Origin of the sequence: Cupriavidus sp. SS-3, from assembly GCF_035818815.1 — a bacterium.
Classification (GTDB): domain Bacteria; phylum Pseudomonadota; class Gammaproteobacteria; order Burkholderiales; family Burkholderiaceae; genus Cupriavidus; species Cupriavidus taiwanensis_C.
Genome location: NZ_JAYLVT010000009.1, coordinates 124,421 through 136,430, shown reverse-complemented (window position 1 = coordinate 136,430; position 12,010 = coordinate 124,421). Strand labels below are relative to the sequence as shown.

12 protein-coding genes are annotated in these 12,010 nt (G+C 68.6%); 9 read left to right on the top strand and 3 right to left on the bottom strand.

The window, feature by feature from the left end; all coding sequences use genetic code 11:
* Positions 1-20 precede the first annotated feature (20 nt).
* A complete protein-coding gene (locus U9J39_RS15855) occupies positions 21-998 on the bottom strand; it encodes a Bug family tripartite tricarboxylate transporter substrate binding protein (RefSeq protein WP_326347489.1) in 978 nt (325 codons plus the stop codon).
* Between the two features lie 96 nt (positions 999-1,094).
* Between U9J39_RS15855 and U9J39_RS15850 the strand changes: the two genes are divergently transcribed.
* Entirely contained in the window at positions 1,095-1,646 is a 552-nt protein-coding gene (locus tag U9J39_RS15850; RefSeq protein WP_116314488.1) for a MarR family winged helix-turn-helix transcriptional regulator, read from the top strand.
* A gap of 20 nt (positions 1,647-1,666) precedes the next feature.
* On the opposite strand, the gene U9J39_RS15845 is transcribed toward U9J39_RS15850, so the two are convergent.
* On the bottom strand, positions 1,667-2,608 hold the full coding sequence (locus U9J39_RS15845; protein ID WP_326347488.1) for a LysR substrate-binding domain-containing protein: 942 nt from the start codon (positions 2,606-2,608) through the stop codon (positions 1,667-1,669).
* Positions 2,609-2,770: 162 nt separating this feature from the next.
* Here U9J39_RS15845 and U9J39_RS15840 point away from each other — a divergent pair, with 162 nt between their 5' ends.
* From U9J39_RS15840 to U9J39_RS15830, 3 genes are read left to right on the top strand one after another with little or no spacing between them, the layout of a single operon-like run.
* Positions 2,771-3,763, top strand: coding sequence for a Bug family tripartite tricarboxylate transporter substrate binding protein (locus U9J39_RS15840; RefSeq protein WP_326347487.1), 993 nt, complete (start codon positions 2,771-2,773; stop codon positions 3,761-3,763).
* Positions 3,764-3,816: 53 nt separating this feature from the next.
* Positions 3,817-4,839: a DUF1338 domain-containing protein gene (locus U9J39_RS15835; RefSeq protein WP_326347486.1), complete on the top strand. Its 1,023-nt coding sequence runs from the start codon at positions 3,817-3,819 to the stop codon at positions 4,837-4,839.
* A 13-nt stretch (positions 4,840-4,852) separates the two neighbouring features.
* A complete protein-coding gene (locus U9J39_RS15830; protein ID WP_326347485.1) occupies positions 4,853-6,067 on the top strand; it encodes an aminotransferase-like domain-containing protein in 1,215 nt (404 codons plus the stop codon).
* A 28-nt stretch (positions 6,068-6,095) separates the two neighbouring features.
* Here the strand turns inward: U9J39_RS15830 and U9J39_RS15825 are convergent, their stop codons facing one another.
* The gene (locus U9J39_RS15825) at positions 6,096-6,920 is read right to left on the bottom strand and encodes a FadR/GntR family transcriptional regulator (protein ID WP_025585039.1); all 825 of its coding nucleotides are present in this window, start codon (positions 6,918-6,920) and stop codon (positions 6,096-6,098) included.
* 428 nt (positions 6,921-7,348) lie between these two features.
* Between U9J39_RS15825 and U9J39_RS15820 the strand changes: the two genes are divergently transcribed.
* The 5 genes from U9J39_RS15820 to U9J39_RS15800 all read left to right on the top strand — a co-directional run bounded on the left by U9J39_RS15820 (position 7,349) and on the right by U9J39_RS15800 (position 11,990).
* Positions 7,349-8,551: an ABC transporter substrate-binding protein gene (locus U9J39_RS15820; protein WP_326347484.1), complete on the top strand. Its 1,203-nt coding sequence runs from the start codon at positions 7,349-7,351 to the stop codon at positions 8,549-8,551.
* A 112-nt stretch (positions 8,552-8,663) separates the two neighbouring features.
* Complete coding sequence (locus U9J39_RS15815) at positions 8,664-9,521, top strand: branched-chain amino acid ABC transporter permease (RefSeq protein ID WP_112776597.1); 858 nt, start codon at positions 8,664-8,666, stop codon at positions 9,519-9,521.
* Complete coding sequence (locus tag U9J39_RS15810) at positions 9,521-10,516, top strand: branched-chain amino acid ABC transporter permease (RefSeq protein WP_116314483.1); 996 nt, start codon at positions 9,521-9,523, stop codon at positions 10,514-10,516. The genes U9J39_RS15815 and U9J39_RS15810 overlap by 1 nt, the downstream gene beginning before the upstream one ends.
* The gene (locus tag U9J39_RS15805; protein WP_115713178.1) at positions 10,513-11,289 is read left to right on the top strand and encodes an ABC transporter ATP-binding protein; all 777 of its coding nucleotides are present in this window, start codon (positions 10,513-10,515) and stop codon (positions 11,287-11,289) included. The genes U9J39_RS15810 and U9J39_RS15805 overlap by 4 nt, the downstream gene beginning before the upstream one ends.
* Positions 11,286-11,990: an ABC transporter ATP-binding protein gene (locus tag U9J39_RS15800; protein WP_062803034.1), complete on the top strand. Its 705-nt coding sequence runs from the start codon at positions 11,286-11,288 to the stop codon at positions 11,988-11,990. The genes U9J39_RS15805 and U9J39_RS15800 overlap by 4 nt, the downstream gene beginning before the upstream one ends.
* Positions 11,991-12,010: the final 20 nt, after the last annotated feature.

Genomic DNA, 12,010 nt, shown 5'->3' with positions numbered 1-12,010 from the left:
CGGGAAGCCGGCTGGCGGTGTCAGTCGCCGGTATAGCCCGAGGCCTTGACCACCGGCGCCCATTTGGCGGCGTCGGCCTTCAGCACCCCGGCGAAGGCCTCGGCGGGCCCGGTGGCGGGTTCGAGCCCGAGCTTCAGGAATTTGTCGCGCACGTCGGGCGACTGCAACGCCTTGACGATGGCGGCATTGAGCCGCGCCAGCGCCGCGCGCGGCGTGCCTGCCGGCGCCAGCACGCCATAGCGGCCTTCGCCCTCGATGCCCTGGTAGCCAAGTTCGGTGAAGGTGGGAACCTCCGGCAGCGCCACCGAACGGTGCGTGCCGGAAGTCGCCAGCACGCGGATCTTGCCGGCGCGGTGCATCTCGGTCAGGTCGGCGAGGGTGTCGACCGAGGCCGGCACCTGCCCGCCGACCAGTGCGCTCATCAGCGGCGCCGAGCCGTTGAACGGCACGTGCAGCATGTCGACGCCCACCTGCTTGCCGATCATCAGCCCGAAGAAATGCGGAATGCTGCCGAGCGCGGGCGAGGCGTACGAGTTGTTCTGCGCTCCGGCCCTGAGCCACGCCACGTAATCCTTCAGCGTGCGCGCGGGGCTGCCCGGCCCGGTGGCCAGCGCCAGCTGGAAGTTGGCGGCCTGCGCTACCGGGGTGAAATCGCGCTGGATATCGTAGTTGAGCTTGCGGTAGACCAGCGGCGCGATGGTCATCACCGCCGAGTTGGCCACCACCAGCGTATTGCCGTCGGCGGGCTGCGTGCGCGCGTAGTCCATCACCAGCCGCCCGCCGGCGCCGGGCTTGTTCTCGATCACCACGGTCTGGTTCAGGGTCTCGCGCAGCTTGTCGCCGACCAGGCGCGCGGCCAGGTCGGCGGTGCCGCCGGCGGGGTAGCCCACCAGGATGCGCAGCGGCCGGTCCGACTGCGCGCTGGCCGGCGCGGACCAGGCCGCGGCGACTGCCAGCAGGCATGCGACGAGGCGGGGAACGAAGTTGCTGGGGCTCACGGTGTCTCCTGTCTGTTATGCGCCGGCGGCCGGCTTGCAGAGGAAGCTAACACCCGTCGATATAATTGACAAAGTCAACTAAATCGAAGGTGTGGCATGGCGCGCGACAACGACGGCAACCGCCTGCAGCGGCCCCGCCGGCTGGCCGATTTCATCAACTACCGGGTCTACCATCTGAACCGGGTCGCGCTGGGCGCGGCCGCGCTGCACCTGCGCGCGCGGGCGGGCGTGACGCGGCGCGAATGGCGCATGATTTCCTTCCTGGGGGAGCAGCCCGGCACGCGGCTGACCGAACTGGCGCAGAGCGCCGGCCTCGACAAGGTGCTGGCCAGCCGCGCCGTGCACGCGCTCGTGGAACGCGGCCTGGTGCGCCGGGAAACGCGCGCGCAGGACCGGCGTGCGGCCGCGTTCACGCTGACGGAGGAGGGCGAGGCGGTCTACCGCGCCGCCTTTGCGCAGGCGCGCGACTTCAATACGCAATTGGCCGCCTGCCTGACGGCCGAAGAGGCGCGGGTGCTGTCGCGCTGCCTCGACAAGCTGCAGGCGCAGGCCGGCGCCATGCTGGCCGAGGCCCAGGCGTTGCCGCAGCCGGCGGGCGAGGCGCCGGCGTGGGAGCTGCAGCGGGTATGGCGCGGGGAGAAGGGGTAGGCCGCGCACGCCTGCAGCCTTCAATCCCGCGCGGCTGACTTGGGGCCGGCAGATCCCACGCCCTGGCCCTCGGCAAATGCCGAGGCCGCCTCGAGCAGCCACGCGCGCAGATGCTGCATGGCATGGCTCATCGGGCGCGTATCGGGCTGTACCAGGTAATACGCGCTGGTGGAGCGCAGCGAGCGGTGCACGGGGCTCACCAGTTGCCCGCTCGCCAGATACTCTTCCACCAGGAAATGCGGCACCAGGCCGATGCCCAGGCCGGCCCGCGCCGCGGCGATCACCATGCTGTGGTGGTCGAAGCGGGCCCCGCGCATGGCGTTGACGTCATCGATGCCGGCTGCCTCCATCCATTGCTTCCAGCCGAAACTGCGCGTGGCCAGGTGCAGCAGCGGCGCATGCGCGATGTCGTTCGCGTCAAGGCGCTTCTTGCGGCCGAACAGCTGCGGGTGGCACACCGCCACGGATTCCTCGCCGAACAACAGATCCGCCCGCGCGCCGGGATAGACCGCTTCGCCGAAGTGGATCGCCGCATCGTAGGGCGTGCCGTCGAACAGGAACACGTCGGACTGGGCGCTGATATTGACCACCACCCGGGGATGGCGCGCGTAGAAATCGGGCAGCCGCGGGATCAGCCATTCGACCGCCAGGGTCGGCACGCACGCCAGCTCGACGGTGCCGCCTGCGCCTTCATGCGCCATCACCTCCAGCGTGTCGCGCTGCAGCTTGCGCAGCATCTCGCGCACCTGGACGCTGTAGAGCGCGCCGGCCGCGGTCAGCGTGATGCGCTGGTTGGCGCGGTGGAAGAGTTGCACGCCGAGCAGGCTTTCCAGCGCGGCAATCTGGCGCGATACCGCGCTTTCCGTGATGAACAGGTCGGCGGCGGCGCGGCGCAGGTTGAGGTGCAGCGCGGCGGCTTCGAAGGCGCGCAGGCTGGAAAGGCTGGGAAGGCGTTGCCGCATCGCGGGAAGGGAAGGGTAGTTGATGACATAAAGTCATCATCCTATACCGAAATCTCGCTTGAACCGGCGGACTTGATGAGAAATGATTCAGCCCTGGTGCCGCGGCCCCCACCATCGCGGCACCGCCATAACGACAACCATCAGGTAGACAGGAAAACAACAATGAAACGCTTGTTCAGCGCGCTGGCCGCCGGCACTTTCGCCTTTGGCATGACCCTATCCGGCATCGTCGCCGCCGAGGATTTTCCCGCCAAGCCCGTCCGCATCATCGTGCCGTACCCGCCGGGCGGCACCACCGACATGGTGGCGCGGCTGGTCGGCGAACGGCTCGCGCTGCAATGGAAGCAACCGGTGCTGGTGGAGAACCGGCCCGGTGCGGGCGGCATCGTGGGCACCGGCGTCGCCGCCAAGTCCACCGCCGACGGCTATACGCTGCTGATGGGGTCGGTGGGCGAGTTCGGCATCAATCCCACCCTGTACAAGAAGCTGCCCTATGACGCCGTGGCCGATTTCGCGCCGGTGACGATGGTGGCGCGCGTGCCCAACGTGGTGGTGCTGTCGCCCGCCTTTGCCGAGCGCGCGCACGTGCAGACGCTGGCCGAGTTCATTACCTACCTGAAGGCCAATCCGAAGCGCGTCAACATGGCGTCGGCGGGCAACGGCACCTCGACGCACCTGGCCGGCGAGCTGTTCCAGCGCATGACCGGCACCGAGATGAGCCACGTCGCCTACAAGGGCAGCAGCCCGGCGATTGCCGACCTGATGGGCGGCAGCGTCGACGTGATGTTCGACAACCTGCCGGCATCGCTGCCGTTCGTGCGCTCCGGCAAGCTCAAGGCGCTGGCGGTGACCACGCCGGCGCGCTCGTCCGCGCTGCCCAACGTGCCGACCGTGGCCGCCGCCGGTCCGGTGGCGGGCTTCGACGCCAGCCCGTGGTTCGGCCTGCTGGCGCCGCGCGGCGTATCCAGCGCGGTGGCGCAGAAGATCAGCCAGGACCTGGCGCGCGCGCTCGGCGATCCCGCCGTGCAGTCCCGCATGCGCGACCTCGGCGCGGAACCCGCGCCGAGCACTCCCGAAGCCTTCGCCGAGGTGCTGAAGAAGGACCGCCAGAAGTGGGGCGAGGTCGTGCGCCTGTCCGGCGCTTCGGTGGACTGAAAGCCGTCATTGATTTCCATCTCGTTATCCGGCCGATGAGCCCTACCTGCATCATGAGCAATAACATCAACCAACTCGTTTCCCTGCACCTTGGCGCCGCCGGCGCCGAGCGCCTGTCCGCGCTGGTGAGCGCGCCCACGCAGCTGCCGGCCGGCGCAGCCGGGCGCCCGTCGCGCGCGGAGATTGCCCATGCGCTGAACCTGGTGCTGTTCGCCGGCATCCTGGAGCGCGTGCCGACCGGCAAGGCCTACACCGAAGACGTGGCCGCAGCGGGCGGCAAGGTCCACTTCGACCATGGCGCGCTGCGCACCGTGCGCTGGCCCGACCACGGCGCGCTGCCAGCCGGCGAGGCCGCCTTCACGCGTATCCTGCGGCCGCTGGGCTACCGCCTCAACGGCACCTATCCGCTCGACCGCATCGGCATGACCGGGCGCTCGTACGCGCATGAAGACGCGCCGGAAGAGATCGCGCAGTTCTTTGTCAGCGAACTGCACCCGGAGCGTTTCAGTGAAGGCTTCCAGCAGGCCGTCAGCCGCGTCCTGGAAACTTCGGTCGATCCGCTGACGCCGCGCGCGCAGGCACTGCTGTGGGAGCTCGAGCGCGAAGGGTCGTTGCCGCTGGCGGATGCCGGCGAGCTGATCGGTGCGCTGGCGCGCTGCTTCGAACGCCATCACGCAGCGCCGCGGCTGGCCGATTACGAGGCCCTGCTGGCTGAATCGGCCGAGATGGCGTGGATCGCCACCGAGGGCAATGCCTTCAACCACGCCACCGACCGCGTCGAAGACGTGTTCGCCCTGGCCGAGGCGCAGAAGCGCCTGGGCCGGCCGATCAAGGACAAGGTCGAAGTGTCGCGTAGCGGCCGCGTGCGCCAGACCGCGTTCCGCGCCGACCCGGTGCGCCGCGCCTTTGTCGGCGCGGACGGCGCCGAGGTGGTGCGCGAGGTGCCGGGCTCGTTCTACGAGTTCATCAGCCGCGACCGCTACGTCGATGACGCGCAGGCGGTCACGCGCACCGACCTGGGCTTCGATGCGGGCAATGCGCAGGGCATCTTCAAGATGACCGCCGCGGCATGCTGACGCCGAGCCGACCATGACCGTCGCCTACCCGTTCGTTCCCGCGCTGCGCGAGCCGGAAGGCTCGCCGATCCGCGAGCTGTTCAAGTACCTGTCGGATCCGGAGATGATCTCCTTCGCGGGCGGCTATCCGTCCGCCGCGCTGTTCGATGCCGACGGCATCGGCGCCGCATCCGCGCAGGTGCTGCGCGAGCGGCCCGCCGAATGCCTGCAGTACGGCGCTACCGAAGGCGCGCCCGTGCTGCGCGACGCCCTCGTGACGCTGATGGCCGGGCGCGGTGCCGCCGTGACGCGGGACCAGCTGCTGGTCACCAGCGGCTCGCAGCAGGGCTTCGATTTCCTGGTACGAGCGCTGGTCGAGCCGGGCAGCGTGGTGCTGGTCGAGGAGCCGACCTATTCGGCGACATTGCAGGCGCTGCGGCTGGCGGGCGCCGACGTGCGCGGCGTGCCGTCCGACCAGCACGGCATGGACGTCGACGCGCTCGCGGCGATGCTGGCCGACGGCGCGGCGCGCCCGCGGCTGATCTACACCGTGCCGACCTTCGCCAACCCGACCGGCGCCACGCTGTCGCCCGCGCGCCGGCTGCGGCTGCTGGAGCTGGCGGCGCGGCACCAGGTGGTACTGGTCGAAGACGATCCCTATGGCGCGCTGAGCTTCGACGGCGCCGCGCCGCCGTCGCTGCTGGCGCTGTGCGACCAGGTGCCCTGCGCCCGTCCGTGGCTGGTGCACCTGGCCAGCCTGTCGAAGACGCTGGCGCCCGGCCTGCGCATCGGCTGGATGGTGGCCGCGCCGGAAATCATCCGCCGCGCGGTGATTGCCAAGCAGGTGTCGGATCTCTGCACGCCGCCGTGGATCCAGCTGGCGGTCGCGCAATACCTGGCGGACGGGCGGCTGCCGGCGCAGGTGGAGCGCGAGATCGCGTTCTACCGCGACAAGCGCGACCGGCTGGCCCAGGCGCTGTGGCAGGCCTTCGGCGAGCGGATCCGCTTTGCCTTGCCGGCTGGCGGCATGTTCCTGTGGGCTGCGCTGGAGGGCGTCGACGATGCCGCCGCGCTGCTGCCGCATGCGATCGCCGAAAAGGTGTTGTTCGTACCCGGGGCCGGCTTCTACGCGCAGCGCCGCGCACGGCCCGCGTTCCGGCTGTCGTTCGCCGGCGCGGCGCCGGAGCAGATCGCCGAAGGCGTGGCGCGGCTGAAGCGTGCGGCGGCGCGCCTGGACGCGGCTGGCTGACGCGAGCGCGGGTGCGCCGGTCCGGGGTTCATTCGTCGTCCGCCGGCAGCATCCGGCCGCGCCGCGGCATCTCGGAGTCCAGCACCAGGCGGCCGTGGACCCGCCCGTTCATGCGCGTGACGTAATGCGTGCACTCTTCCATATGCGCCGACATCAGCGCGCGCACCGTCTCGGCGTCGCGCTGGCGTGCCGCCTCGACAATGCGCTTGTGGAACTTGACGTTGGCCGCGCCGAATTTCTCGTGCTCGCACGCAGGGGTGTCGTTGCCGAATACCACCAGCTGGCGAATCATCTCGTTGATCAGCTCGCATGAGAACCGCAGCATCGGGTTGGGATTGGCGGCGGCCAGGATGTCGTGGAAGGTCAGGTCTTCCTGGCGCTGGTCCAGCAATGGGGTCGCCGCCGCGGCCGAGGCCGGGTCGCACAGGTCGATGGTGCGCTCCAGCGCCTTGAAATCGTCATCGGTCAGATGCGGCACCGCGCCGGCGGCCAGCTCCGGCTCCAGCAGCCGGCGCACGGTGTAGATGTCGGCAATGCCGACGTCCTTGAAGAACAGGTAGTTCTGCATCAGCTGGAAGGTGCGGTCCAGCGGCACTTCGACGATCGTGCCGCCGCCCGCCGGCCCGGTGCTGACCCGGATCAGGCCCTGTACCTCCAGCGACTTCAGTGCCTCGCGGATGGTGCTCTTGCTGACCGAGAACATCTGCTGCAGCTTGACCTCGTGCGGCAGCTTGTCGCCCGGGCGCAGGTTGCGCTGGGTAATCAGCCGCTTGAGCTCTTCCGCCACCAGGTCCGCGCGCTTCTGCTTGCGGATCTCGATGGCGCCGGTCTTGCCCTCCCGAAACATCGCCATTGCTCTTTCCTTGTCATGCGCCGCAAGCCATGGAGGCCCGGGCGCTTGCATTCTAGCCAAGCGCGCCGGCGCAGGGCCGCGGCTTGCCCCAGGCGCGTGCATGCTGCCCGATTCACTGGCATGGCCGGGGCTCCGCACGCACCTGTCTGTCGTCCCGTCGCCTCATGCGCGGCGCACGCAGCGCCATGCGCCGAGGGTGCGTAAACCCTGACCTTTCCTTTGTTGACAACGATTCCGGCCGACTCCTAAGATGATTCTATTCTATTTATACGTATAAATAGAATAAACAGGTTCGATTCTTGCTCGGGCAGTCTCCGCGCCGGGCGAAAGTCACCAGCATGTCGGGGAGACGGCGCAGCGCCAGGCCATGGCGTTGGCCAGACTTTCGCCCCCGTGCAGCCCGATCCCCACATAACGAGGAGTGAGCCTTGAATCGTCGTGACCTGCTGAAACTGGCGGCGTTGTCCGCCGTTCCCACCTCCCTGATCCATGGCCGCAGCGCCCTTGCCGCCGGCGAAGCACTGGAATTCGGCTGCCCGGTGCCGATGTCGGGCGCCTTCGCCGCCAACGGCAAATTCGCCGACCTGGGCATGCGGCTCGCCATCGACCAGTACGGCCAGGTGCTGGGCCGGCCGCTGCGCTACAGCGTGCTCGATACCGAAGGCAAGCCCGCCACCGCGGTGCGCAAGGTGCAGGAGCTGGCGCAGCAGAAGGCGGCGCGCTATTTCGCGGGCGGCATCCTGTCGTCCGAATCGCTGGCCATGGGCAAGGAGGCGGAGAAGTTCGGCGGCGTGTTCGTGACCACCGCGGGGGCCGACGAGATCACCGGCAAGGACTGCAACCGCGCCACTTTCCGCTGGTCGGTGCCGACCTTCGGCGCGATCGAGCGCACCGTGCGGCCGCTGATCGAATCGATGCCCAAGGCGAAGCGCTGGTACACCATCACGCCGCAATACGTGTTTGGCGACGGGTTGCTTTCGGCGGCGAAGGCGATCTTCAAGGAGAAGGGCATCGAGCACGTGGGCAACAGCTACCACGCCCTGACCGAGAAAGAGTTCAGCGGCTACCTGACCAATGCGCTGGCCGCCAAGCCGGACGTGCTGCTGATCCTGAACTTCGGCTCGCAGTCCGCCGACACGCTGCGCCAGGCAATCAGCTTCGGCATGAAGAAGAACACCACCATCCTGCTGGCGTGGGCCTCGGGGCTGGAGCAATTCGAGTCGCTCGGTGCTGACCTGTGCGAGGGCGTTTACTTCGGCGCGCAGTACTGGCACGGCGTCGATACACCGCTGAACCGCGACCTGGTCAAGCGCACCCAGGCCAAGTTCAAGTCCAATCCCAACTACAGCCTGGCGGGCTCGTACATCTGCACCAAGATCATGGTGGACGGCATGATCAAGGCCGGCAGCGCCGATCCGAAGGCGGTGGTCGCCGCGCTCGAGGGCATGAAGTACGAGGGCCTGACCGGGCCGGAGGAAATCCGCGCCGCCGACCACCAGGTGCTGAAGAACTACTACCTGCTCAAGGGCAAGGCCAAGTCGCGCATGAAGGATAAAGACGACTACGCCGAGATCGTCAGCGTCGGCAAGGCCTTCCTGCCGGTCGAGCAGACCCAGTGCAAGATGGCCTGATGCCCTGACACTGCGGGGCGGCCGCCCCGCCGATTCGCACAACCGAAGCACACCGAAGCACCGTGCCGCGCAGTCCCGCGCGGCATGGAGGCTTCCTACATCCGTACGACTCATGAACGTCTATCTGTTGCAGGTGATCAACGGCGTTGGGATAGGCATGCTCTACTTCCTGCTGGCGGTAGGGCTGTCGATCGTGTTCGGCCTGTTGCGCTTCGTCAATTTCGCGCATGGCGCTTTCTATGCGCTGGGTGCCTACCTCTGCTTCCAGGCGCTGCAGATCGGGATGAACTTCTGGGTGGCGCTGGTATTCGCTCCGATCATCATCGGCGCGCTGGCCTGGCTGACCGAAAAGGTCATGCTGCGCCACGTCTATGCGCAGCCGCACGAGTTCCACATCCTGGTCACGGTGGGCCTGGCGCTGGCCATCCAGGAACTCATCATCGTCGGCTGGGGGCCGCTCGGCGTCGACGTGCCGCCGCCGGATGCGCTGCAGGGCGTGGTGATGTGGGGCGACTTCGTCTATCCCAAGTACCGCCTGTTCGTGATCGGCTTCACCGGCCTGCTGGCCATCGGCCTGTGGTGGCTGCTGGAAGGCACGCGTCTGGGCAGCGCGGTGCGCGCGGGCAGCGAATCGACCGAAATGGTGTCGCTGCTCGGCATCAACGTGTTCCGCCTGTTCAGCCTGATGTTCGCGCTGGGTGCCGCCACCGCGGCGATCGCCGGCGTGCTGGCCGCGCCGATCCGCGGCGCCGAGCCGTTCATGGGCGTCGAGGCGCTGGGCGTGGCCTTTATCGTGGTCGTGGTGGGCGGCATGGGCAGCTTCACCGGCGCGCTGGTGGGCGGCTTGCTGGTGGGGGTGGTGCAGAGCCTGATGAGCACGCTGTGGCCCGAGGGCGCGCGGCTGATGATCTATGTCGCCATGGCCGCGGTGCTGCTGCTGCGTCCGCATGGCTTGCTGGGGAGAGGATGATGGCGATGCAAAGACAATGGCTCCTGCGCTACCGCTTCTGGTGGCTGGCACTTGGCGTCACGCTGCTGCTGCCGCTGACGATGCGCTCCGGCACGCTCGCCACCGAAGTGCTGATCTACGCGATGGCCGCGATGGCGTGCAACCTGCTGCTCGGCTACACCGGCCTGCTGTCGTTCGGCCAGGGCATCTTCTTCGGGCTGGGCAGCTATGCGGTGGGGCTGGCATTGACGCGCGCCAGCCTGCCGGTGCCGCTGGCGCTGCTGCTGGCGATCGTGATCGGCGCGGCCGCGGCGGCGCTGGTCGGCTGGTTCGCAATCCGCCAGCGCGGTACCTACTTCGTGATGCTGACGCTCGCGTTCGCGCAGATGTTCTACTTCCTCGCCTATACGGCGCCCGGCATCACCGGCGGCGACAACGGCCTGCTGGACATCCCGCGTCCGCCCTTGTCCGTCGCCGGTAATGCGCTGGTGTCGCTGGCATCGCCGTGGCAGTTCTATGGTTTCGTCGCGGTGCTGTTCCTGGCGGTCTTCCTTGCGGTGCTGCGCGTGACCGAGTCGGTGCTGGGGCGCACGCTGCTGGCGATCCGCGACAACGAAGAGCGCGCCCTGGCGGTCGGCTACAACGTCAAGAGGTTCAAGCTGCTGGCCTTCATGGTCTCCGGCGCGGTCACCGGGCTGGCCGGCGCGCTGCACGCGATGCTGACCGGCATCGCGCCGCTGACCAATATCGACTACCACGCCAGCGAGATGATCCTGGTGATGACCGTGATCGGCGGCACCGGCAATATCTTTGCCTCGGTGCTGGGCGCCGCCTTCTACGTGCTGCTGGCGGACTGGCTGTCGACGCTGTGGCCGCGCTGGCTGATGCTGCTCGGCTTCCTGCTGATCGCGGTCAGCCTGTTCATGCAGCGCGGGCTGTGGGGGCTGGGCGCCGCGGCATGGGATCGCCTGCGCGGCGCACGCCGCGCGCCTGTCACGCAGGAGGAACGCGCATGACCACCAACACCACCCCCATCCTCGAAGCCACCGGCATCGTCAAGCAGTACGGCAAGTTCATGGCGCTCGGCGGGGTCGACCTGCGCGTGATGCCGGGCACGATCCATTCGGTGATCGGCCCCAACGGCGCCGGCAAGACCACGCTGTTCCACATGCTGACCGGCACCAAGGAAGTCAGCGCCGGCCGCATCGTCTTCGACGGCAAGGACGTCACCGCCGAGGCCGACTACCAGCGCGTGCAGCGCGGCATCGCGCGTTCGTTCCAGGTCACCAGCCTGTTCCCGAGCCTGCCGGTGCGCGAGAACCTGCGCCTGGCCGCGCTGGGCACGTCGCCGCGCAAGGCCATGAGCGGATGGCGCCTGCCGGTCGGTGAGCTGGCCTGTGGCGCGGTGGTCGACCAGGTGCTCGAACGGCTGGAACTGGCGCGCGTTGCGGACAGCGCTGCGGGCGTGCTGTCGCACGGCCAGCAGCGGCGGCTGGAGGTCGGCATGGCGCTGGCCGCGCGGCCGCGCGCGATCTTCCTGGACGAGCCCACCTCGGGCATGGGCGTCGACGACCTCGGCGCGATGAAGCGGCTGATCCGTGGGCTGGCGCAGGACCACACCGTCGTGCTGATCGAACACAACATGGACATCGTCATGGATATCTCGGACACCGTCACGGTGATGCAGCAAGGCAAGGTGCTGATGGAAGGGCCGCCCGCGGCCGTGCGGGGCGACCCGCGCGTGCGCGCCGCCTATCTGGGCAACATGATTACCGGAGGCAAGGGATGATGCTCGATGTTCAGGAGATCCATGGCTACTACGGCAAGAGCCATGTGCTGCAGGGCGTGTCGCTGGCGGTCGGCGAAGGCGAGTTGGTCACGCTGCTGGGGCGCAACGGCGCCGGCAAGTCGACCACGCTCAAGGCCATCGCCGGCGTGGTCCAGCCGCGCGGCGGGCGCGTCATTTTCCGCGGCAAGGACGTCGCCGGCATGCCGCCGCACCGTATTGCCGCCGAAGGCCTGTGCCTGGTGCCCGAGCACCGCGGCATCTTCAAGCTGCTGACGGTGGAAGAGAACCTCAAGCTGGCCGCGCGCCGCGACTCGCCGTGGCAGCTGCAGGACATCTACCGCATCTTCCCGCGCCTGCGCGAGCGGCGCGGCAACGGCGGCGCGCAGCTGTCCGGCGGCGAACAGCAGATGCTCGCGATCGGGCGCGCCATGATGAACCATCCGCGCCTGCTGATGCTCGACGAGCCGGTCGAAGGGCTGGCCCCGGTGATCGTGGAAGAGATCGTGGCGCAGCTCAAGGTCATCAAGGCCGCGGGCGTGCCGATCCTGCTGGTGGAGCAGAATCTGGAGGTCTGCACGCAGCTGGCCGACCGCCACGTGATCATCGAGCAGGGCAGGGTGGTCTACACCGGCAGCAACGACGCGTTCCGCGCCGACGAGGCGGTCAAGGACCGCTATCTCGGCGTCGGCCTGGCGGCTTGAACCCCGATGATGGAGGCCGC